A 21,110-nucleotide genomic window follows, 5' to 3' on the forward strand; every position below is an offset into this window, starting at 1 on the left:
AAGCATTGCTACAATAAAATTGAGTCTATATAATAGAAATTACTGAAAAATTTAAAAGGGGATGATACTTTGCCAATAAAGATCCCAAGGAAACTTCCCGCACGTGAAATTTTAGAGTCGGAAAATATATTTGTCATGGATGAGGACCGTGCTAATCATCAAGATATTCGACCTCTTAATATCTTAATCTTAAATTTAATGCCCCAAAAAGAAAAAACGGAAACTCAGCTTTTGAGGTTACTTGGAAATACGCCTTTACAAGTTAATGTTACTTTTTTACGGACAGCTACTCATCAATCTAAAAATACAAGTCCTCATCACTTAGAGCAGTTTTATACTACATTCTCAAATATTAACAATAAAAAATTCGACGGGATGATTATAACTGGTGCACCCATTGAGCTACTGCCTTTTGAAGGAGTGGACTACTGGGCTGAACTAAAGGACATTATGAATTGGACAGTAACAAACGTAACCTCTACATTACATATTTGTTGGGGAGCCCAAGCAGCCCTCTATCACCATTTCGGAATTGGAAAGTTTGAGCTGCCACGGAAATGTTCTGGTGTATATTCACATAAAGTTGTCGATTGGTCTGAGAAACTATTGCGCGGATTTGATGACTTATTTGTAGCTCCACACTCCCGAAATACGGATGTGTCTATGGAAGAGATAAATCGTTGTTCATCTCTTAAGCTTTTATCCTATTCCGAAGAGGCTGGACCATTTATCATTAGCTCTAGTGGCGGAAAACAAATCATGATTACCGGCCATTTAGAATATGAAGCTGGAACTCTAGCGGAAGAATATAATCGAGACCTTCAAAAAGGACTGAACATTCATAAACCAGAATATTATTTTCCTAATGACGATCCTAGTCAGGAGCCAAAAAACCGTTGGCGTTCACATGCCCACATCCTGTTCTCAAACTGGCTAAACTATTATGTATATCAAGAAACTCCATATGAATGGGAATAATTTCGACCTAGGCATGTTGCCAGGTCTTTTTTATTAGGGTTAAATTAATTTTTTCGTAGGACACTTCATACAGATTTATATTCAGGAATATATTAACATGTTAGTATAATACTACTAGACTCTATTTCAGAAAGAGGTGTTTGGATGAAAAAATTATTAACAGCTATCACGATCTTGCTTTTGCTTTTCGCTAGTATTAGCATTCAAACTACTGATGCAAAATCAGAAACAACCCCGACTTTGTTATTACATGGATTTATGGGTTCTAAGTCTACCTTTTTACACACAGCTGAAGTTTTTCAAGAGAATAAACGAGGAAATTTTGAGAGGGTCTATAGTGTAAGCCCAAAAGGTAAAATTAAAGTAGAAAAGGTCAACAAGCCATCTAAAGGGAAAAGTCCTATTATTATTGTAGAATTCGAGAATAATACAGCATCTTTAGCTGACCAGACAAAGTGGTTGGCTTCTGTTATAAAATCAGTTAAAAGTACATATAAAGTGAAGCATGTAAATATAGTAGGACACAGCATGGGTGGAGTCACTGCAATAAATTATATCCTAACAAACAAGTTAAAAGGTCAGGATATTAAAAAGCTAGTTACAGTTGATTCTCCTATACTTGGTGCTAACACTGAATTTTTCAATCAAATACAAACTGGTTTAGCTCAAATGGTTGCATACGGAGTCATTGAACCAAACATTTATGAAGATTTACAAAAAGCTATAGAAACCCCTGCTTATCATGATTTGACTAGCAAACTCTTAGAATCGTTAGCAAACAATAAAAAGTATAAAGGTAAGTTTCCGAAACATATTAAAGCGTTATCTATCTCAGTCAAACAAAGTGAAGTTGTAAGCACAAGTAGTGCTTACGGCTTAAAACTATATACAAACTCTAAAACTAAGAAAAATGTTACCTACAAAGAAATGGAGTACTCCGGAGAAAGTATAATGGATCTTCTGAAAGATCCACTTAATGCACTGAAATTTGCAAAAGGTCTGAAGGATTTAGAAGAGATTACATCTTTTACAAGACATTCTGGTGTTTTAACCTTAACGGAGACGGATGAAGAGCTTATGTCTTTCCTGTTTAAATAAATTTTATAATAAAACAAAAACCTATTGAACCCTTTTAAGGTTTAATAGGTTTATTTGTTCTTAACTTTGTTGAGTATAATATACTTCCTCAAACGGTTGAACCACAACGAATCCGTTTCCAGAGAATTTCATTTGAATGCTTTCTCCGCTTCCACGTCCAATAAAGGTTTTAAAGGACACGTCCGTAACAAATTCAGGTTCTAATGTACCAGACCATGCCACTGTGGCATTTGGATCGGTATAGACTGGATTATCAGGAGTAACAAGTAAGGTTAGAGGTTCATAATGTGAGGTAATTGCAATCATTCCTCTTCCCTCAAGCTTAACGTTAAACAAACCTCCCGACATCATTCCAGCTATTCTTCTCATTAACTTAATATCCCAGTTTATGGACGGTTCGAAAGCTAGTAAGTCATTCCCGTTTACAAAGATGGATTCTCCTTGAAGATTAAGAATGGAAATCTTCTTCCCTTGATCAGCTAAGTATAGTTTCCCAGAACCATTTGCCTTCATTAGTGAAGTACCTTCTCCTGTAAGAGCTTTTTTAAACAGCTTTCCTAATCCGTGTTCTAAAATCCCTTCACGCTCAAACTTTATTTTTCCTCGGTACGATACCATAGAACCAGCTTTTGCCCATATCTGACCATCTAGATTTATTTCTAACATACGAGGAGTTTCTAATTCAAAAAGCCCTTCCCCTTTATCCTGTTGTTTCGTAGCATTAACAAACTCTTCAATAGAATATCGACTCATACTCATCACCCTTTTAAAAAATTATATTTTATTTTCATTTCTTAATATAAACACTGTCATAAATGTGAGCGCTTGTTTCATTTGGTTAGATAATGATTCTTTCGGAAGTTGCTTTGTTTCCCTTTTGTATACACCAAGTTCATCTTCTTTTTTCCAGCCGTTTTCTAAAGCCAACTGCTCAAATTCCCAAGGCATCATTGTATTACAGACCACTTTTTCCCCGTAGAGACGACGATAGCTATTTACCCTAGGAGTAGCCGTTGGGCCAAGTATTCCCACGCAAGCAATTCCATTCTCTTTCACCATTCTTTTCATTTCTGATAGAACTTCAAAAGGGCTCTCAGTCCATTCTAAGGAATTGATTGCAACAATAGCATCAAACTGCTGATCTAAAAATGGTAAATGGGCAATGTCGCCTTTATAAAAGTTTGCTGAAGTACCCTTATTAAGCTCTTTTGCTTTAGAAATCATATCATCTGATACATCTACACCGGTTACACTAAAACCGGCTTGCGCGAATTTAAGCGAACCATAACCGTCACCACAACCTAGATCGCAAATAGTAGCCCCTTCTTGAACATACTTTTGGAAAAAAGGAACAATGTCCTTTCTACTACCTGTTTCCCACATTTCTCTACTCCTTGAATTCCAAAAACCTGATCTTTCATTCCATAGCTTTTCAGCTTCTTCAGCCCATTTAAATTTACTCATTCATTTATTCCTCACTTGTTATATACTGTTTTTTCCTAGAAAAGTTTCGTATTTCGTCTATTTCGCTAAAAAAAGTAAAAACCCTTTGATTACATTGCAAAAAATAGTACCACAATAAACAATATATTATTTTTGTTTCTCTTTAAGACACCAAGGTCGGAGGTATTTAGATGAATACTGAACAAATAGTGGCGGTACAACGGAATCATTTAGGAGACATTATTAATTTTAAAACTTCTGGGGGGCGAATTATTTCTTATCGAAAAGCCATTCAGGAGGTAGAACAAGGAGTATTAGAAGGACTTAATATATCCCCTTCCATCGAAATGGAGATTCCTTCTTTAATTCCATTAGCAAGAGAGAACTTTGATGAATTTCCTTCTATATATTAAAGGCCTGACTCAATGTCAGGCCTCATTTTATAAAATCAAGGTAGTTGGTTTAATTTGATAAATCATTGTCTTCATTTTTTAGTTGTATTTGACGTAGTTCCTCAACTCGTTTTGAATCTTCTTCAAAATATTGAACTAAATCTCCAATACGGTCAATTGCATTCCAACTTAAGTGATGTTCAATTCCTTCTACATCTGTATATATATTTTCCTCTTTTACGCCAATCATTCGAAGTAGTTGTTCTAATAGTTCATGACGATAAACGAGTCGCTTACCTATTTTTTTCCCTTTTGTTGTTAAAACTAATCCTCGGTACTTCTCATATACAAGATATTCATCTTTATCAAGCTTTTGGACCATTTTAGTAACAGAGGAGGGATGAACAGAAAGCGCCTCTGCAATATCTGAAACTCGTGCATATCCCTTTTCTTCTATTAGCATATATATTTGTTCTATGTAATCTTCCATACTAGGTGTTGGCATCTAGTGTGACCCTCCATGCATCATTCATTCTACTTCGTCAGACTTTAAAGTTTATATGATGATTTTATTAGGTGCAAGTAATAAACAAACTAGGCATCTTTGATTAAACAAAAAAAATGTAAGCTCTTTCAATTTTTTTCGTGAAAAGAGCATATTCAAATTTTACTATAGTTGGAAAAGGTAGACAAGAAATTGGGGCAATTTTGAAAAGATAAGGCTTGTTAACTAAAAATGTAAGGACTCAACCGGTGGCTAAGTCCTTTAAACTAACTGCTAACTTAAGTTGTCTGTAATTTAACACGAGTGGCTTCCCAAATCAGAAAAGCATCAAAAGAACGGTCTTCCTTTTGAAATCCTTTTATCAAGTCAGTTCGGCCCTCATCCAACAATTTTTTCACATTGTTTTGGCTAATGGTTTTTCCCATTATCTTTTTCGAAATGGTAAAATCACAGTTATTTTTACGGTAATTCGAGCATCCATAAAAGCTTCCTTTATCTACTACAGAACCATCGCATTTTTTACATTTTCCTAACTTAACCACACGAGCCTTCCTTTGTTTACCAGGAATAAAGTTATCTTGATCTTCTTGTGTAAAAGACCAACCCTCTGCATCTTTTACTGTAGCTGAAATAATGTGTGAAATCATTTTATTTGTTTGTTCCATAAATTGTTTTGGAGAGGCTTCTCCTTTTGAGATATCCTTCAATCTTTGTTCCCATTTGGCTGTCATTTCTGGGGAAGCCAATATTTCTTCACCAATAGCACCAATTAAGATTTTTGCCTTTGTAGTTGCATAGACCATATTTTTCGTAATATCTATATATTTCCGGTCCTTTAACATCGTAATAATTCCGGCTCGAGTCGCTTCTGTACCTAATCCTTCTGTACTCATTAGCACTTTTTCAAGTTCTTTATCTTCTATATACTTACCTGCTGTTTTCATAAGGGTAATCAACTGCCCTTCTGTATATCTTTTGGGCGGTTGAGTTTTACTTTCTTTCACTTCAACTTTAGAAACTTTCCCTTCTTCCCCTATCTCTAGATTAGGAAGTAGGGGATCCTTATCCTTCTCTTGCTGGGGAATCACCTTTCTCCATCCTTCTTCGAGTTGAACCTTTCCTTTAGAAATAAATTCGGCTCTTCCATCGACTAGCGTATGAACAGTTGTATATTCTGTAACTGCTTTTTCATAATGAGCAGCGATTAAGCTTCTGACAATAAGGTCATATAGCTTCTGTTCATCTCCACTTAGCTTATCAATATTTGGGACTTGTTCAGTCGGAATAATCGCATAGTGATCTGTTACTTTTTTATCATCAACATATCGTTTATTACTAGTAATTGATGGAATGGGAAGTGGAAATAGTTCTTGATAATCGTTAAAGTTTTCGATTTTTTTTAATATCTCAGGAAAAGTGTCTGCTTCCCCCTTTGTTACATGCCTCGAATCAGAACGTGGATAGGAGACATTCCCTTTTTGATAAAGTTTTTGGAGTACATCTAACGTTTTTTTCGGTGGGAATTTAAATCGTCTATTTGCTTCTGCCTGAAGTGTAGACAAATTATAGAGTAACGGGGGAAGGTATTCCTTTTTATCAGCTTGAATATCTTTAATTACTGCAGGTTTATCCTTACAGAATTCGGCGATTTTATCAGCCATTTCTTTCGATGTTACTCTAGATTCCCCGTCTTTCTCCCATTTACCCTTGTACTTCTTACCATCAACTAAAAAATGGGCTTGTACTTCCCAAAATGGTTCGGAAACAAAGTTTTCGATTTCTTGCTCTCTTTTTACAATTAAAGCTAATGTTGGCGTTTGAACTCTACCAACTGAAAATACGTCCGAAAATCCTTGTTGTTGTAAGAGCAAACTATAGAGCCTTGAAGCATTCATTCCTACTACCCAATCTGCACAAGCTCGAGTATATGCTTCGAAATATAGACTCCTCGTATCTGTTTCATCCTTTAAAGACTGGAAACCCTCTTTAATCGCTTTTGGTGTTAAGGAAGAAATCCATAATCTCTTCATTGGATGAGGTGATCTTGTTAACCTTAAAATATTTCTAACAATTAATTCACCTTCTCTCCCGGCATCACCTGCGTGAATGACTTCGGAGATTTCAGGATGATTAATTAATTTTTTTATTATGCTGAATTGCTTAACTTTATCCTTAGTTACTTCATATTGAAATTGTGTCGGAAAAATAGGCAAGGTTTGTAGGGACCATTTTTTCCATGATGGATTATAATTCTCTGGCGGAACGAGCTGACAAAGATGGCCGACTGCCCATGTTACGAAAGCTCCTTTTGGAAAGACTTCATTTGGAAGGATTTCAACAAACCCCTGGTTCTTTTTTGTTTTAAAAACAGAAGCAAGGGTTATTCCTTGATCAGGTTTTTCCGCAATAATGAGTTTCATATGATAACTCCTTAATTCAAATCTCTACTTTTAATAGATATATATTTTAATCCCTTACGGTGACTTTAGTAAAGAGCTAATAAATAAGCATCGATAAAGATGACTATGATTTTCTAATATAGTTTAAAAAATCATATTTCACTCCGTCCTCCCATACAATCTTCTTTTTATCCACTGACTGTAGGACAAAGTTATTCTTTTCGAGAACTCTTTGGGATGCAACATTATTGCTGGTTGTGCTTGCTAGAAACTCGTTTACACTATATTCCATTATTGCCTCTTGTAAAAGTAGCTGGAGTGCCACTGAAGCAACACCTTTTCCTAAGTAAGACTTTCCAACTCGATAGCCAATCGATCCTTGTCTCTTTTCCTTATCAACATCAACTAAGTTCATTCTTCCAACGATTTGATTGGCTTCATTTATAATAAGGTGAAAATATGAAACCCCTTCTTCTTGTTCTTTAAGTAAATCTTTTAATGATGCCAAGAAATTTTCATATATGTAGTAATCTTCACCTCTTCCAGGAACAAAGGTTTCAAAATATGCTCTATTTTCCAGTTCAAAATCATATAAACTACGTGCGTCTTCTATACTGAGTAACTTAATTGAAATATTCATTTTTGACCACCTAGGAAAATATTGTTATATTCCCTATTATATATTAAAGTAATTTCTCACATAAGGATTATTTAACATCATAAAAGCTCCCCACAATTTATATGGAGGAGCTGAGCTTTTTGGATATTAACCCTTTTGTTGGGGAAAAGAGAAACACGAGAAGGAAAATGATCCCGTTTAGTGAAGCCATACTACCCGAAATCGATACATTTAACCAAGTAGCGGAATAATATCCAGCCACGGCGGCCATTACTCCAAACAGAGCACTTAGGACTAACATGACACTTAGTTTATCTGTTAGTAAATAAGCAGAAGCTCCTGGAGCAACAAGCATGGCGACTACTAGAATCGCCCCTACACTATCAAACGAGGCAACCGTTGTAATTGAAACCATCCCCATTAATAAATAGTGAATCAGTAAAACGGGTATTCCTATAGCAGCAGCCATTTGCGGATCAAAAGATGTAATTTTAAATTCCTTATAGAAAAGGACAATAATGATGATATTTAAAATAAACACGATAGAGAGCATGAGGAATGCTTTTGGTAAAGGAGGTAAAAACCACCACTGAACTAAATCCCAAGGCACAAATGTGATTTCTCCCATTAACGCATGGTCAACATCTAGATGAACATCATTTGCATAGAGAGAAATTAATATGACGCCAACTGCAAATAGAAATGTAAAAACTACCCCAATTGATGCATCCTCTTGCACTCCATTACTAGAAAATAACTGCACTAAAAATGCGGTTATTAAACCAACCATCGCAGCCCCTACTAACATATAAATTCCACTCATACTTTGACTAATCAGAAAAGCCAACACAATTCCTAATAAAACAGAATGGCTAATCGCATCTGCTAGCATAGCCAGCTTCCGAAGAATAAGAAAACACCCAACCATTCCACAAGTCATACCTGCTAAAGAACCAACTGTTAGTATCCATAGTTCATAGCTCATGTTAGTCCCTTCCCTTCATATGGAGAGATGGCAGGCTTCATATTATATTGATCGAGAAGATAAATAATTCTCTCTGCAATCGGATCTGTCGGTTTATCAATCACTTTACTAGTTAGTTGGTCTTGTTCTTCTTCGTTGAATTCTTCTCTATGCATTAAGCAAATTTCTCCCACCCTTTGTTTCATTACTAACAAGTATCCTTTAAAAAGACCTTCGTTAGTTAGAGACCACTCATTCCCAGATTGAGTAAGGTAGCCTTTCTTTAACAAATCACCCAAGATGGTTAGAGTTAATTTTTCTGAGAAAGCTAATTCACTTGCCACAGCATTTGTTGTCACCAAACATTCCTCTAGGCCCGATTTTAAATAGCAATCTTCCAAATTCTTATAAATCGTTCTTAAAATTTGTTCTTCTTTCGTTTTCCGGTTATATTTTATTCTTCTCATCCACTTGATAACTAAACCTCTTTCAGGAGCAAAGAGCATCGATAAGAAAAATAACAAAGTGGCACTTACTACAATAAATGGACCTGTAGCTAATCCTCTTCCAAATGTACTTAGTAAGGTTCCTGCCATACCTGATATAGCTCCAAATAATCCTGATAAGATAATCATTTTTCCAAGTGAATTGGTCCAATATCTAGCTGCTATAGAAGGGGTAATTAATAACGCTGCCATTAAAATGACACCAACCGCCTGTATTCCTATAACAACAGCTGCAACTAATAAAGTTAGAAATAAGAAATTTAAAAATTTAGTAGGTAAACCTAGTCCTTTTGCAAATGCAGGATCAAAGGTTAATAATTTTAATTCTTTGAATAGTAAACTAGTGACTAGTATTAAAATAAACGCTGTACCAGCCATTAGTTTGACATCATTTCCAACAAGTGATGCAGCCTGACCAAAGATGAAATCTGCTAACCCACTTTTGTTGCCTGCTGGGGATTGAGAGACCTTTGTTAATAGAACGATACCAAACCCGAAAAATACAGACAATACTAAGCAGATGACCGTATCTTCTTTTAATATGGAGGTGGCTGTAATAAATTGAATACAGTAAGCAGCTACTAGCCCTGTAATGGTTGCCCCAATTAATAATGCAACCAATGACTTTTCACCAATTAATAAAAATGCAATACATATCCCCGGCAATGCAGCATGTGCCACAGCATCTCCAATTAAGCTTTGTTTTCTCAATAAGGCGATACTCCCTAATACACCACTTGCTATTCCTAAAAGCATTGTTCCTAAAAGCACCCACTGAGTATTGGCATCATAAAGAATCATTTGGAGTAAATTTAAATCACTCATTTCTGATTCACCATCACTCGATCTTTTTCTAAGAATGCTAGTTTTCCTCCATACGTACGATGAAGGTTTTCTATGGTAAATGTGTCTTCTGTAGGACCTTCCGCAATCGTTCTCATATTCAATAAAATTACATGATCAAAATAATCTTTTACCGTTTGTAAATCATGATGGACGACTAAGACTGTTTTTCCTTGTTTTTTCAACTCATTTAAAAGATCAACAATCGCTCTCTCGGTTGCTGCGTCTACCCCAACAAAAGGTTCATCCATAAAGTAGATTTTTGCATCCTGGGCCAATGCTCTCGCTAAGAACACCCTCTGTTGTTGACCTCCAGATAGCTGACTAATTTGGCGGTTACTGTACGATTCCATTCCCACTTTTCGTAAACATTCCATTGCTAGTTCCATATCCTTTTTCGAAGGCCGTTTAAACCAGCCGATATGACCATATCTTCCCATGAGAACAACATCCAATGCGTTTGTCGGAAAGTCCCAGTCAACTGAACCTCTTTGCGGGACATATCCAACCACTTTGTCCTTTGCGTTATAATTTTTACCGAAAATTTTTATCTCCCCTGAAGCTTTTGGAATTAACCCTAATACTGCCTTAATTAAGGTGGACTTCCCTGCACCATTAGGTCCAATAATTCCAATTAACTTTCCTTCAGGTACTTCAAAACTAACGTCTGATAATACAGGCTTTTTTTGGTAAGCAACTGTTAGATTTTTAATTTCAACAGGATTCACCCTGATCACCACCCCTTATTTAAGTGCCTCTACAATGGTCTTTACATTGTGTTTATACATTCCAATATAAGTTCCTTCTTCTGTCCCATCCTCGCCCATCGCATCTGAATATAATTCTCCGCCAATTTTCACTTCATGATTTCTCTTCTTTGCTCCTTCAATTACGGCATTTATTGAACGTTCAGAGATACTTGATTCAACGAAAACAGCTTTAATATTACGCTGAACAAGTGTATCAACAAGGCTTTGAACATCGCCCAAGCCATATTCAGAATCTGTACTAAGACCTTGGAGTCCCATTACTTCCAGTCCATAAGCTGCACCGAAATATCCAAAGGCATCATGGGCAGTAATTAACACTTTTTGCTCTGCTGGAATTTTCCCCATTTCTTCTTCAGCAAAAGCCTTTAACTCGTCAAGCTTCGCAAAATACTGCCTTGCGTTTTCCTCATAATAAGATTGATTATCTGGGTCAACTTCTATCAAACCCTCTTTTACTTTTTCTAACGCCTGCTTAAAGAGATCAATATCAAACCAAATATGAGGATCTATTGCACTTTGATTTGCGGAATCATTTAAAAGTAGGTCTTCAGCAATCGTTTCGCCAATGGCATAAGTCGGTTTTTCACCATTCATTTTCTCAAATACTTCTAGCATTTTTCCTTCAAGGTGTAGGCCATTGTAAAAGATGATATCTGCATTTTGTAATTTAGCTATATCCCCTTGAGTCGCCTTATAAAGATGTGGATCGGTACCAGGACCCATTAAACTTTGAACATTCACTTTATCTCCACCGATATTTTTTACAGCATCAGCGATTTGTCCGATGGTTGTAGTGACATTAATTTTGTCATCATTCTTAGTATTTGAAGTATTTGCTGTACAACCTACCAAGAACACAAGTGTCATAGTTAAAAAGAGTGATACTAATTTTCGCATTTCTTCACCTCATTAATTTTTATAATCCTTGTTTTTTAAATGTATGCACATTTTTTTATTACGTGCACTTTTTTTCTACAAAACTATAAATTTTAGTTAATTACATAAAAGTTTACCTTAACCAACATTTTAAACTTAACAAAACTCTTGTCAAGATAATTTTCAAAATAAAAAAGGCTGTAAACGAAGGGAGTATATACTCTCACCTTGTTTACAGCCTTTTAATTCAACCTTTGTATTTTTCAATAATTGAACCATTTTGTTTGTACCATTGATCCTTTGGAACAACGGTGACTAACTTTAAAATTAAGGATGGAACTCTTTCGATATTAAAAATAATGACTCCTAATGATTCGGTAAATAATAAGAAAGACTCACCGTGTGGAAAAGTTGATAAATCTTTACCCATATGAATGATGGAAGAAACGATAGCTTGCTTTACATCTTTCTCAATATGGACATTAGGCGAAAATCGTAAAATCCAATCCTCTTTATCTATCGAAAAACGGTACATGTCCTCACCCTTTTAACTTTGTTAAAATTATTCTGTTAAGTAATTGGATTCCTTTTAGATCATACTTATTTAAAAGGATATGAGGACATCTTCGTTTTATGACCATCTATTTATTGATTGTCTTCTAAAACTTTTTCAATTTGTAGATGCTTGTTATAACGTAAGTCAATTAACGTATCTTCTACTCTTACTAGTGAACGAAGAGGATCATACGGGTGGATCATAATGATGGTTCCCTCCGCTCCATTTGTTAACTGTACTTGTTTACCTGTCAAACTGTTCATCATTTTATATAAGAATACAAGTAGTATATTAGGGTCAAGCTTCCCAAAAGCATCTTCTTGCATTTGCTTAATCACTACATGCAAAGGAGCTGCTTTATGATACACTCTTGCGGAAGACATTGCATGAAACACATCCGCTATTGCAACGATTTTCGAATGGATATCAATTTGTCGGTTTACTAATCTAAAGGGATAACCTCCGCCATCTTCCCTCTCATGGTGTTGAAGGGCTACTATTGCCACCCTTTCATCTAAGCCTTTTATTCCTTTCAAAAGTTCGTAACCATACATAGTGTGTAGTTTCATGGTCTCGTACTCTTCTTTTGTTAGTTTTCCAGGTTTATTTAAGATATCATTACTAATTTTAGTTTTTCCAACATCATGTAAGGTTGCCCCTAATGTAAGGTGTTCTAGTTCTTCTTTAGGAAGATTTATCCACCTTCCAATCATCGTAGCTATAATACCCACACAAATCATATGTCTATACGTATACTCGTCTTTTGAATTTAGTTCGTAAAACAAATGATATAAATGGGGAATTTCAGCAGCTTGTTTAATAGTTGGAAGAATGTCCTTTTTTATTTCAGATAGCGGTACGTCCCCTCCTCTACCAATATGTTTAAAAATATCTTCCATTTGTTTTGAGGCGAGATCTATCTCTCTACTTATCTTCTTAATTTCTACTTTACTATTTACATTAGTTTTATGATCAAAGTTATATTCAACCTGATTGATTTTCATAGAATGAAGGATATGATCAATTTCTGGGAGTGTTAAGGGTCTATTATTATTCCATTCTAAAGGTAAATTACCTTTTGTCACTTCATCACCGCAAATCTCCATAATTGGTATATTTATGTAAATCATAACAAAAGATTTCTTTTGAAAAAAGAGAAATTTATTAATAGATAGTTATTACCTTATAATTTTGTATTAGCTTGATATTTTGTCCGTTAATTTCCGCTCCAGGCACTTGCTTTCCGCGGGGAGGAAGTCGAGCCTCCTCGACGTTCCGTCTGTGGGGTCTCGACCTTTCCTCTACTTCCCGCTGGAGTCAAGTGCCTTCCGCTCCAATCAACTCAGATTTTTCCAGTTTAATTAATTTAGATAAACTAACTTTACTAAGAATATTGTTATCTCTTAATTCAAAGGTGAAGATAATATCAACCTTATAAACTGACTAATGATAATAGTTCAACTTTTCTTATAATTTATGTAAAAATAATAGTAGAATCCTTGACTGAACAGGGGGATTCGTGTATATTATAAGCATCATTTAGCAGAATATATTCCCGCTAGTTCCATAATTAGCTTAAATATAGACTGAGAAATGGTAATCTACACTAGGGCACTTTGGTGTCTTGAATGGCTTAGGAGGAAATTTTTATGCAAAACGGTAAAGTAAAATGGTTTAACAATGAAAAAGGTTTTGGATTCATCGAAGTTGAAGGTGGAGACGATGTATTCGTACACTTCTCAGCAATCCAAGGTGACGGATTCAAATCATTAGAAGAAGGACAAGAAGTTTCTTTTGAAATCGTTGAAGGAAACCGTGGACCTCAAGCTTCTAACGTTGTTAAATTATAATTCATAATAGAACATATATGATTCAGGCTGGCAAATTCATTTTGCCAGCCTTTTAGTTTGAATACGGTTATGATTGTGAAAGAGAGAGTTTTTCCCCATATTTTTTAATCTGTTCCCCGACTGTACATTCATTTATACAGAAACGATGGGCGAAACGTCTTCCTTTTTCATTCTTATAATGTTTATAAACAAAACAACCTTTACAATAGCTACTCATCATTTCTTCAACTTCTGAAAGTATTTGCTTCCTGTCCATCTGTTCTTTCCTTTCTAGATGACTTGCATCTTACTATTTACAATCTTCCCTTCAAGAGCCTGTGTGGCCAACTTATCTGCTTCTTTATTGTCTTTTCGTGAGATTGCATTATATCTAGGTTCTATGCCAAGTTTCTTAATTTTTTCTTCAATGCGATCAAGCCAGCGATTTAAATTCTCTTCATAACATGGCCAATCGCCTTCCAATTGCTTTAACACGACCTGAGAGTCACCTTTAATATCACAAGGTAAATGATGAACGCCTAACTCTTCTAACAAATCTAAAGCAAAATAAAGGGCAGCATATTCTGCTTCATTATTCGTATCCATTTCGGAAATTCGTTCATTTGCACGAAGTCTATATTTCTTTTTCCCCTGTTTGTAATATATCACAACTCCTAGTCCCGCTTCATTTGTTTCATTATTAAATCCCCCATCAAAGTAGAGAACCGCATCATGTGGTTCAACTTCAATTTCTGCTGTTAATTTTTTTACCTCTTTCATTGTCCAAGAAGAACCGATCTCATCATAAAACAATAGATCAATGGCTCTTCCACTTTTCTCAAGTTCTTCCCCCATGGAGATTGCAACCTCTGAATCAATCCATTCAGAGGTGAATTGAATCGGTTCATTACCTTTTAATTTATATTTGTACTCAATTTGATATTTCATCTTCTCAACCCTTTCTATTCTTCAATCAATATCATTATTTTAATGGGCTATTTGGTAACTATATATAGTAACACCTTGAAGACTTCTTGATTCCCATAATGAAGGGTTAACGCTATAATAGTCAAAGTAATTTTACCAATTATTTTTATGAAGGAGGAACATAGATGTTTAATGAATGGTTTGGCCTCATATTTGTACTCATTAATTTCCTATTTGTACTAGCCTTTTATCGATTGTTCGGTAAAACAGGATTATTTGTGTGGATTGGATTTTCTACCGTTTTAGCCAACTTACAAGTAGTGAAAACAATTGAAATTTTTGGTCTAACAGCCACTTTAGGAAATGCTATGTACGGAACTGCTTTTTTAGTAACAGATATACTAAATGAAAAGTATGGTAAGGATGAAGCAAAAAAGGCAGTATGGATCGGCTTTTTAACACTAACTGCTATGACCATTATTATGCAGATGGTTTTACTATTTAAACCTCATGAAATAGATATTGCCCATGATTCCTTGAATACCATCTTTTCTCTTTTACCAAGAATTGCTTTAGGAAGCCTTTTAGCGTATTTAGTTAGTCAGTTCACCGATGTTTATATCTTTTCCTATTTAAAAAATAAATTTCCTAAAGACAACCAATTTTGGATAAGAAATAATGGAAGTACTTTAATTAGCCAATTGCTAGATACACTTGTTTTTACCACTATTGCTTTTATAGGTGTCTATCCAATCCAGGATGTCTGGCAAATCTTTTTAACAACTTATTTCCTAAAAGCACTTATAGCTGTACTTGATACTCCTTTTGGATATATAGCAAAACGAATGAAGTAAGGACGCCTTGATGGTGTCTTTATTTTTGACTTTTTATAAAGATTGTTTCTATTAACAACAGTTGAGCATTGAGTGGATTGTAGCGGAAGGCACTTGACTCCAGCGGGAAATAGAGGAAAGGTCGAGACCCCACAGACGGGACGTCGAGGAGGCTCGACTTCCTCCCCGCGGAAAGCAAGTGCCTGGAGCGGAAAGGAACGGGTATTGTATATATGCAAAAATAATAAACAGTTAGATACAACCTTATAAATTCAGCTGTGCTATAATTTTGAATTCTATGGTAAACTAACATATATTTATAAATGCTTTGGCTATTTACTATCTATATTTTAAATGGAGGCAATTATTTTGATTGAGATATATATTGATGGTGCTAGTGCAGGGAACCCCGGTCCAAGTGGTGCGGGGATTTTTATAAAAAACAATGGAACGGTTGAACGTTACTCCATACCATTAGGAGAAATGAGCAACCACGAAGCCGAATACTACGCTTTTATAAAAGCTCTACATATTTGTATTGAAAAAGGCTATAAAGTAGTATCTTTCCGAACCGATTCTGAGCTTGTCAACCGAGCGGTAGAAAAGGAATTTGTCAAAAATAAAGTATATGCTCCTCTTCTTGAAGAAGCTTTGCAATTGACCAAACAACTGGATTTGTTTTTTATGAAGTGGATCCCAAGTGTAGAAAACAAAACGGCCGACGAACTCGCAAGAGCTGCTGTCCGAAAGAATAACTAACTAGAGAGGACGTTAAGTAAGAATGAAAAAAACACTTTTTGCGGATATTAGCTTGTTATTAGTTACCTTTGTTTGGGGTGCTACTTTTGTGGTCGTCCAGAACGCCATTGCATCCCTTCCCCCACATTCTTTTAATGCGGTTCGTTTTTTATTAGCTACACTACTTCTCGGGGGTTGGTTAATTCTATTTGAAAGAAAGCAACTCTCTCACCTTAATAGAAAGTTATTGTTTTCTGGTGTAATTATGGGAGTTTGGTTGTTTGTCGGCTATGCTTTTCAAACCGTTGGACTTTTATACACTACATCGTCAAAGGCTGGTTTTATTACGGGTCTTTGTGCGGTAATGGTGCCCTTATTATCTATCATTCTATTAAAACAGCGTCCTAGCAAAAATGCCGTAATTGGTGTAGTTATTGCAACGGTTGGTCTATACATGCTTACAATGACGGATATGACCGCTTTAAATAAAGGTGATGTTCTAGTTTTCTTCTGTGCTATTGGTTTTGCGATGCATATTATTTTTACAGGTAAATACAGTAGTAAATATCCAAGTCTATTACTAACAGTGATTCAAATTGCTACAGTAACCATCTGTTCTTTCATGTTTTCCTTAATCACAGAAGACTATATGACTGCATTTAGCCCAAGTGTCTTGTTCCGATCAGAGGTCATTTTTGCGCTTTTAGTGACAGCCGTATTTGCAACTGCCTTAGCCTTCTTTGCTCAAACGAATTTTCAAAAGTTCACTACTCCAACTAGAGTGGCATTAATATTTGCTATGGAGCCTGTTTTTGCAGCAGCAACGGCTTATCTTTGGATAAATGAAAGATTATCAACAAGTGCATTAATTGGCTGCTTACTGATTTTAGCAGGTATGTTATTTGCCGAACTACCAATGGGTAAAGGATTTCTACTCAAAAAAATAAAACAACGTAAAAAAGCAGTATAAAAGGCGTGTCTTTTACACGCCTTTTTATTATTTAGATAGCCAGCAAGTTTTTTTGCTTCACAAACTTAATGGCCTCAGCTCTTGTATTTATTTTATTGGTCATTAATGTTTCAAGTACAGAAACGTAGAAGCTACCATCAAACGTTTTCTGTGCCTTAAGTGTCAGCTCAATCGCCGTGTTTGTTAGTTCATCTGAAGCATTTGTGTATTGTTTGCCGAAATAAATAAATCCAATGGCATCCTCTCGGAAATGAAACCCTTTCCCAATTAGATTTTGTAGATAATCCTCTGTCTTCATCCTACTTCCATCCCTCTCCCAATAACCTAACTACTAAATATTACCTCAGCTTTCGACAAACTTCTATCTTTTTTTGAATAAAAAATGCCCTAAAGTTCCTGTTAAAACTCCCAATAACGCTCCACCAACGACCTCTTCTGGTTGGTGTCCTAACATTTCTTTTAATTTTTTTGGTGTCTTTTCTTCAAACTTCACACTTTCGTCATGACGGAGCTTAGACACCAATTCATCCATGTTATTGACCTTTAATGTTAACTCTCCTGTTTGACGACGGATTCCTTGTGCGTCATACATGACAATTAATCCGTATACAAGAGACAATGCAAAATCTATAGTAGGTACTCCGCGCTCTAGAGCAATATAAGTGGTTAAAGAAGCTACTCCAGCTGAGTGGGAACTTGGCATCCCACCCGTTTGAAAAAACAATTCAGGTCGCCATTCTTTATTTTTTGCAAAGTGAATGGGAATTTTCAAACCTTGTGCTAGCCCAATACTAAATAACGCAACATAAACTCCTTTATTCATCATCTCACCTCTATATTATTGTGAAGAAGATGGAGTGAGATTATGCGCTATGGGTACAATATAAACGATTGTTTGTTGATGGGAGGTGTTTTTAGTGGGTGGAAAAAACAGTCACACAAATAGAGGAACAAAAGCTCCAGGCGTGAATCCACAAGGATATGGACAAGATGCAGAACTTACTAAAAGTCCTAAGAGTGAATTAGAAAATAGAGCGAAGAAAAGTAATACAAAGATATAATAATTGAATGTAAAAAAAGAGGTTGATCACTCGAATCAACCTCTCTATATTATGCGTATTCTTTTTCTGTTTGTAGCATTTTGTGAAGCCCTTTAAACTCAAGTTCCTGAAATTTATTCAGTACGTGATCATGTTTATAATTTAAAATTGCTTCTTCTAAAGAATACTCAATTGGTACATCACACTTAATTTCAGCTAATTGTCTGCTCAAATATAGCATCTCTAAGTCTTGCTCAATTTTAGCTTTTTGGCTCTTTGTTAACTGATCCAAATTGGAAACAATGCCCTCAACATGTTCAAATTGTTGGACAAGTTTCAATGCAGTTTTTTCTCCAATTCCTTTAACGCCTGGATAGTTATCACTTGGATCGCCCATTAGAGCTTTTAGATCTATCATCTGGTTAGGAGAAATTCCTTTTTCTTCATAAAAAGTTTCAGGAGTGTGAACAAGATAATTTCCGTATCCTTTCTGTAATAAAATAACGGAAACTCGTTCATCTAGAAGTTGTAAAATATCTCTATCTCCAGTTAAGATACTAATATTTAAATCCCCGTCCATATTTTTAGCAATCGTACCAATGCAATCATCTGCTTCATACCCTGCTAATCCAATGTTAGGTACATTGAAAGCTTCAACTACTTCTTTAACTAAATCAAATTGAGGTATTAACTCAACAGGTGCTTCTGATCGATTTGCTTTATAATCCTGAAATATTTCTGTTCTGAAAGTTTTACTTCCCATATCCCAACATACAGCTACGTGAGTGGGTTTAAAGGAAGAAACAGCTGTTAAGAAATGCTTAACAAAGCCATGTATACCGTTTGTCGGAACCCCTTTAGAATTGATCATAAATTGTCCTGTAACAGCTGTTGCAAAAAATGCACGAAATAAAAGTGCCATACCATCTACAAGCATTAAAGTTGGTTTCTGTTCCATAGGTGCGTTCCTCCTAACAAATTCTTAGTTCAAAGTCATAAAATTAATTATACCATGGAAACACCTATAAATCAGTTGGTAATCATTTTAAGCCCCATTTTAACTCTGTCCTTCTGCGTCCTCATAAATAATCTTAATGCCTCTTTCTTCCTCCAACTCAAAATACATAGCCACTCTCGCTTTAATTACGTTGGAGTTTAACAATAAAGCATATTTATTTCCGTCATTAAAACTAAGAATGAGTTCATCGCCACTCATTATCCCCATTTTTACTTTTACCGTTTGTCTAGCTTCGGTTACTTCATCCCAAGAGTAACTTTTTTCTTCAAATCCAAACAGTGGATTTATATGAATCCCTTCTTTATCGACATAATGATAGTTATTAAAACATAATATTATTACAGCAATAGAGGCAACTGTAGATATCACTATCAAACTTTTCGTTATTCTATTAATGGCACCTTTACTAGCTAAAAAGGCAAATAAGATTAGTAGAAAGGCAATTACCAATACGCAAATGATAAACGTTACATAGGCAGACTTCGGTGGTTCATAAAGCCAATATCCTTTTGGTTGATAAATCAGGCCTTGGATGGGTCCTAGAAAAAAAATGGGTAAAAAGACAGACGATAGTATTAGAATAATAGCAGTTGGGACTAGCTTTTGAATAAAATCTGTTTTTTTCTTTTTTGTAACAGTATAGCCATTTGAAATCATCCAGTTTATCCTCCAATCATTTTTTAAAGCCCTTAAATTATATCATTTTTCTTACAAATAATCCCTTTATATTGAACACTACAGTAAAAAATACATGGGTTTGCTGGCACCCATGTATTTTTATTTTAGTAAATTAATTTTTTGTGGCTACTTCATTTTCCTCATAGGATATCCAATCACTAAAACTTCCTGCGTATAACTTAACTTTTGTAAATCCCGCATCTTTTAGTGCAATGACATTTGGTGTTGCCGTTACTCCTGATCCACAATAGACAATGACTTCTTTTGACTTATCTAGGTTATGGAATCTGTTTGCTTGCTCATACGGCTCTTTAAAATGGCCATTTTGGAACCCTTCAAGCCATACATAATTATGAGCCCCTGGTATGTGTCCCGCTTTTTTATCGATTAGTTCTTCTACACCCATATAGCGTTTCGTTTCTCTGGAATCTATTAGGATAGCATCTTTTGATTCTACTGCCTGTTTTACATCAAGGTAGGAAGCTAGCATATCCTTTTGAATATCCAAAATATATTCAGCCTGATTATATTGGACAATATTATTAGTAACAGGAAAACTAGACTGTTCCCAGGAACGAAAACCACCATCTAAAATAAAGACCTTTTCATGACCTACATATTTTAAAAGCCACCATAAACGTGAAGCAAACGCACCTTCCCCTCCGTCGTATGCAACAACTGTGGTAGAGTTTGATATTCCTGACTTTTCTAATAGACATTTAAATTGTTCCAACTTTGGTAGGGGGTGTCTACCACCATGCTCTCTTACTACACTAGATAAATCCTTTTCTAAATCAAAATATATGGCACCTGGAAGATGACTCGTTTGAAATAAAGAACTACCTTCGTTTGGATTACCTAGTTTAAACCGGCAGTCAACCACTCGAACTTCTTCATCTTCCAAATGTTCAAGTAACCATTCATTGCTAATAAATGTTTTCAACTTCTCTCCTCCTTCCGCTTCTCCATCAACTTTATTACATGTTCTTTAGGTGTCCAACAATTAAATTGATAGTCGGGCTTCGTGTCATATCCTAATCGATTACAAAAGTACCTCATCCCGTTTTCTACTTTTTCAGGACGAAAATGTGTACATGTTGCACATGCATGAAATGGATTTTCCATATT

General features: G+C 35.4%; 27 protein-coding genes. 8 read left to right on the forward strand and 19 right to left on the reverse strand.

Features of this window, described 5'->3' with window-relative positions; genetic code table 11:
* The first annotated feature begins 69 nt into the window (after positions 1-69).
* Both metA and SM124_RS15685 read left to right on the forward strand, forming a co-directional pair.
* Complete coding sequence (metA, locus tag SM124_RS15680; protein WP_322447463.1) at positions 70-978, forward strand: homoserine O-acetyltransferase MetA; 909 nt, start codon at positions 70-72, stop codon at positions 976-978.
* Between the two features lie 144 nt (positions 979-1,122).
* Positions 1,123-2,076 (forward strand): alpha/beta fold hydrolase, encoded by a 954-nt coding sequence (locus tag SM124_RS15685; RefSeq protein WP_322447464.1) that lies wholly within the window; start codon positions 1,123-1,125, stop codon positions 2,074-2,076.
* Positions 2,077-2,136: 60 nt separating this feature from the next.
* On the opposite strand, the gene SM124_RS15690 is transcribed toward SM124_RS15685, so the two are convergent.
* Both SM124_RS15690 and SM124_RS15695 read right to left on the reverse strand, forming a co-directional pair.
* Positions 2,137-2,829, reverse strand: coding sequence for an AIM24 family protein (locus tag SM124_RS15690; protein ID WP_322447465.1), 693 nt, complete (start codon positions 2,827-2,829; stop codon positions 2,137-2,139).
* Positions 2,830-2,850: 21 nt separating this feature from the next.
* Complete coding sequence (locus tag SM124_RS15695) at positions 2,851-3,540, reverse strand: class I SAM-dependent methyltransferase (RefSeq protein ID WP_322447466.1); 690 nt, start codon at positions 3,538-3,540, stop codon at positions 2,851-2,853.
* A 170-nt stretch (positions 3,541-3,710) separates the two neighbouring features.
* Between SM124_RS15695 and SM124_RS15700 the strand changes: the two genes are divergently transcribed.
* Positions 3,711-3,932 (forward strand): DUF3892 domain-containing protein, encoded by a 222-nt coding sequence (locus tag SM124_RS15700; protein WP_322447467.1) that lies wholly within the window; start codon positions 3,711-3,713, stop codon positions 3,930-3,932.
* A gap of 49 nt (positions 3,933-3,981) precedes the next feature.
* Here SM124_RS15700 and mntR read toward each other — a convergent pair whose 3' ends face one another.
* From mntR to SM124_RS15745, 9 genes are all read right to left on the reverse strand, one after another.
* Entirely contained in the window at positions 3,982-4,416 is a 435-nt protein-coding gene (gene mntR / locus SM124_RS15705) for a transcriptional regulator MntR (protein ID WP_322447468.1), read from the reverse strand.
* A 278-nt stretch (positions 4,417-4,694) separates the two neighbouring features.
* Positions 4,695-6,836 (reverse strand): DNA topoisomerase III, encoded by a 2,142-nt coding sequence (locus SM124_RS15710; RefSeq protein WP_322447469.1) that lies wholly within the window; start codon positions 6,834-6,836, stop codon positions 4,695-4,697.
* A 103-nt stretch (positions 6,837-6,939) separates the two neighbouring features.
* Complete coding sequence (locus SM124_RS15715; protein WP_322447470.1) at positions 6,940-7,455, reverse strand: GNAT family N-acetyltransferase; 516 nt, start codon at positions 7,453-7,455, stop codon at positions 6,940-6,942.
* 97 nt (positions 7,456-7,552) lie between these two features.
* On the reverse strand, positions 7,553-8,419 hold the full coding sequence (locus SM124_RS15720; RefSeq protein WP_322447471.1) for a metal ABC transporter permease: 867 nt from the start codon (positions 8,417-8,419) through the stop codon (positions 7,553-7,555).
* Positions 8,416-9,729 carry a metal ABC transporter permease gene (locus SM124_RS15725; protein ID WP_322447472.1) on the reverse strand — a complete coding sequence of 438 codons (1,314 nt, stop codon included), beginning with the start codon at positions 9,727-9,729 and terminating at the stop codon, positions 8,416-8,418. The genes SM124_RS15720 and SM124_RS15725 overlap by 4 nt, the downstream gene beginning before the upstream one ends.
* On the reverse strand, positions 9,726-10,475 hold the full coding sequence (locus SM124_RS15730) for a metal ABC transporter ATP-binding protein (protein WP_322447473.1): 750 nt from the start codon (positions 10,473-10,475) through the stop codon (positions 9,726-9,728). The genes SM124_RS15725 and SM124_RS15730 overlap by 4 nt, the downstream gene beginning before the upstream one ends.
* A gap of 15 nt (positions 10,476-10,490) precedes the next feature.
* Positions 10,491-11,414 carry a metal ABC transporter solute-binding protein, Zn/Mn family gene (locus SM124_RS15735; RefSeq protein WP_322447474.1) on the reverse strand — a complete coding sequence of 308 codons (924 nt, stop codon included), beginning with the start codon at positions 11,412-11,414 and terminating at the stop codon, positions 10,491-10,493.
* 226 nt (positions 11,415-11,640) lie between these two features.
* Positions 11,641-11,928, reverse strand: coding sequence for a hypothetical protein (locus tag SM124_RS15740; protein WP_322447475.1), 288 nt, complete (start codon positions 11,926-11,928; stop codon positions 11,641-11,643).
* A gap of 110 nt (positions 11,929-12,038) precedes the next feature.
* Entirely contained in the window at positions 12,039-13,079 is a 1,041-nt protein-coding gene (locus tag SM124_RS15745; protein ID WP_322447476.1) for an HD-GYP domain-containing protein, read from the reverse strand.
* Positions 13,080-13,598: 519 nt separating this feature from the next.
* Between SM124_RS15745 and cspD the strand changes: the two genes are divergently transcribed.
* A complete protein-coding gene (gene cspD, locus SM124_RS15750) occupies positions 13,599-13,799 on the forward strand; it encodes a cold-shock protein CspD (RefSeq protein ID WP_268337208.1) in 201 nt (66 codons plus the stop codon).
* A 67-nt stretch (positions 13,800-13,866) separates the two neighbouring features.
* On the opposite strand, the gene SM124_RS15755 is transcribed toward cspD, so the two are convergent.
* Together SM124_RS15755 and SM124_RS15760 are read right to left on the reverse strand one after the other, a co-directional pair.
* Positions 13,867-14,055 carry a zinc-finger domain-containing protein gene (locus SM124_RS15755; protein WP_322447477.1) on the reverse strand — a complete coding sequence of 63 codons (189 nt, stop codon included), beginning with the start codon at positions 14,053-14,055 and terminating at the stop codon, positions 13,867-13,869.
* A gap of 14 nt (positions 14,056-14,069) precedes the next feature.
* A complete protein-coding gene (locus SM124_RS15760; RefSeq protein WP_322447478.1) occupies positions 14,070-14,726 on the reverse strand; it encodes a ribonuclease H family protein in 657 nt (218 codons plus the stop codon).
* 164 nt (positions 14,727-14,890) lie between these two features.
* Between SM124_RS15760 and SM124_RS15765 the strand changes: the two genes are divergently transcribed.
* The 3 genes from SM124_RS15765 (at position 14,891) to SM124_RS15775 (ending at position 17,246) form a co-directional block, all read left to right on the forward strand.
* On the forward strand, positions 14,891-15,559 hold the full coding sequence (locus tag SM124_RS15765) for a queuosine precursor transporter (protein WP_322447479.1): 669 nt from the start codon (positions 14,891-14,893) through the stop codon (positions 15,557-15,559).
* A gap of 348 nt (positions 15,560-15,907) precedes the next feature.
* Positions 15,908-16,297, forward strand: coding sequence for a reverse transcriptase-like protein (locus SM124_RS15770; protein WP_322447480.1), 390 nt, complete (start codon positions 15,908-15,910; stop codon positions 16,295-16,297).
* Positions 16,298-16,319: 22 nt separating this feature from the next.
* Positions 16,320-17,246, forward strand: a complete 927-nt coding sequence (locus SM124_RS15775) for a DMT family transporter (protein WP_322447481.1) — start codon at positions 16,320-16,322, stop codon at positions 17,244-17,246.
* Between the two features lie 31 nt (positions 17,247-17,277).
* Here the strand turns inward: SM124_RS15775 and SM124_RS15780 are convergent, their stop codons facing one another.
* The gene (locus SM124_RS15780) at positions 17,278-17,544 is read right to left on the reverse strand and encodes a DUF6123 family protein (RefSeq protein ID WP_322447482.1); all 267 of its coding nucleotides are present in this window, start codon (positions 17,542-17,544) and stop codon (positions 17,278-17,280) included.
* A gap of 63 nt (positions 17,545-17,607) precedes the next feature.
* Complete coding sequence (locus SM124_RS15785; RefSeq protein ID WP_322447550.1) at positions 17,608-18,069, reverse strand: divergent PAP2 family protein; 462 nt, start codon at positions 18,067-18,069, stop codon at positions 17,608-17,610.
* Between the two features lie 94 nt (positions 18,070-18,163).
* On the opposite strand from SM124_RS15785, the gene sspL reads away from it, so the two are divergent.
* Positions 18,164-18,307 carry a small, acid-soluble spore protein L gene (gene sspL, locus SM124_RS15790; protein ID WP_322447483.1) on the forward strand — a complete coding sequence of 48 codons (144 nt, stop codon included), beginning with the start codon at positions 18,164-18,166 and terminating at the stop codon, positions 18,305-18,307.
* A 49-nt stretch (positions 18,308-18,356) separates the two neighbouring features.
* Here the strand turns inward: sspL and SM124_RS15795 are convergent, their stop codons facing one another.
* The 4 genes from SM124_RS15795 to SM124_RS15810 form a co-directional block, all read right to left on the reverse strand.
* The gene (locus SM124_RS15795) at positions 18,357-19,244 is read right to left on the reverse strand and encodes a 5'-3' exonuclease (protein ID WP_322447484.1); all 888 of its coding nucleotides are present in this window, start codon (positions 19,242-19,244) and stop codon (positions 18,357-18,359) included.
* Positions 19,245-19,343: 99 nt separating this feature from the next.
* Positions 19,344-19,961 carry a hypothetical protein gene (locus SM124_RS15800; RefSeq protein WP_322447485.1) on the reverse strand — a complete coding sequence of 206 codons (618 nt, stop codon included), beginning with the start codon at positions 19,959-19,961 and terminating at the stop codon, positions 19,344-19,346.
* A gap of 133 nt (positions 19,962-20,094) precedes the next feature.
* On the reverse strand, positions 20,095-20,925 hold the full coding sequence (locus SM124_RS15805) for a sulfurtransferase (protein ID WP_322447486.1): 831 nt from the start codon (positions 20,923-20,925) through the stop codon (positions 20,095-20,097).
* Positions 20,922-21,107: a hypothetical protein gene (locus SM124_RS15810; RefSeq protein ID WP_322447487.1), complete on the reverse strand. Its 186-nt coding sequence runs from the start codon at positions 21,105-21,107 to the stop codon at positions 20,922-20,924. Before SM124_RS15810 ends, SM124_RS15805 begins: the two co-directional genes overlap by 4 nt.
* Positions 21,108-21,110 lie beyond the last annotated feature (3 nt).

The sequence above is a fragment of the Robertmurraya mangrovi genome (assembly GCF_034427655.1).
Lineage (GTDB): Bacteria > Bacillota > Bacilli > Bacillales > Cytobacillaceae > Robertmurraya_A > Robertmurraya_A mangrovi.

Coding starts and splice junctions, on each gene's coding strand:
- SM124_RS15755 (WP_322447477.1), bottom strand. CDS start 14,055: ATGGACAGGAAGCAAATACTTTCAGAAGTTGAAGAAATGATGAGTAGC.
- SM124_RS15715 (WP_322447470.1), bottom strand. CDS start 7,455: ATGAATATTTCAATTAAGTTACTCAGTATAGAAGACGCACGTAGTTTA.
- SM124_RS15765 (WP_322447479.1), top strand. CDS start 14,891: ATGTTTAATGAATGGTTTGGCCTCATATTTGTACTCATTAATTTCCTA.
- SM124_RS15700 (WP_322447467.1), top strand. CDS start 3,711: ATGAATACTGAACAAATAGTGGCGGTACAACGGAATCATTTAGGAGAC.
- SM124_RS15785 (WP_322447550.1), bottom strand. CDS start 18,069: ATGAATAAAGGAGTTTATGTTGCGTTATTTAGTATTGGGCTAGCACAA.
- SM124_RS15710 (WP_322447469.1), bottom strand. CDS start 6,836: ATGAAACTCATTATTGCGGAAAAACCTGATCAAGGAATAACCCTTGCT.
- SM124_RS15800 (WP_322447485.1), bottom strand. CDS start 19,961: ATGATTTCAAATGGCTATACTGTTACAAAAAAGAAAAAAACAGATTTT.
- SM124_RS15690 (WP_322447465.1), bottom strand. CDS start 2,829: ATGAGTCGATATTCTATTGAAGAGTTTGTTAATGCTACGAAACAACAG.
- SM124_RS15735 (WP_322447474.1), bottom strand. CDS start 11,414: ATGCGAAAATTAGTATCACTCTTTTTAACTATGACACTTGTGTTCTTG.
- mntR (WP_322447468.1), bottom strand. CDS start 4,416: ATGCCAACACCTAGTATGGAAGATTACATAGAACAAATATATATGCTA.
- SM124_RS15795 (WP_322447484.1), bottom strand. CDS start 19,244: ATGGAACAGAAACCAACTTTAATGCTTGTAGATGGTATGGCACTTTTA.
- cspD (WP_268337208.1), top strand. CDS start 13,599: ATGCAAAACGGTAAAGTAAAATGGTTTAACAATGAAAAAGGTTTTGGA.
- SM124_RS15740 (WP_322447475.1), bottom strand. CDS start 11,928: ATGTACCGTTTTTCGATAGATAAAGAGGATTGGATTTTACGATTTTCG.
- SM124_RS15775 (WP_322447481.1), top strand. CDS start 16,320: ATGAAAAAAACACTTTTTGCGGATATTAGCTTGTTATTAGTTACCTTT.
- SM124_RS15760 (WP_322447478.1), bottom strand. CDS start 14,726: ATGAAATATCAAATTGAGTACAAATATAAATTAAAAGGTAATGAACCG.
- SM124_RS15725 (WP_322447472.1), bottom strand. CDS start 9,729: ATGAGTGATTTAAATTTACTCCAAATGATTCTTTATGATGCCAATACT.
- SM124_RS15695 (WP_322447466.1), bottom strand. CDS start 3,540: ATGAGTAAATTTAAATGGGCTGAAGAAGCTGAAAAGCTATGGAATGAA.
- SM124_RS15745 (WP_322447476.1), bottom strand. CDS start 13,079: ATGATTTACATAAATATACCAATTATGGAGATTTGCGGTGATGAAGTG.
- SM124_RS15780 (WP_322447482.1), bottom strand. CDS start 17,544: ATGAAGACAGAGGATTATCTACAAAATCTAATTGGGAAAGGGTTTCAT.
- SM124_RS15810 (WP_322447487.1), bottom strand. CDS start 21,107: ATGGAAAATCCATTTCATGCATGTGCAACATGTACACATTTTCGTCCT.
- SM124_RS15685 (WP_322447464.1), top strand. CDS start 1,123: ATGAAAAAATTATTAACAGCTATCACGATCTTGCTTTTGCTTTTCGCT.
- SM124_RS15720 (WP_322447471.1), bottom strand. CDS start 8,419: ATGAGCTATGAACTATGGATACTAACAGTTGGTTCTTTAGCAGGTATG.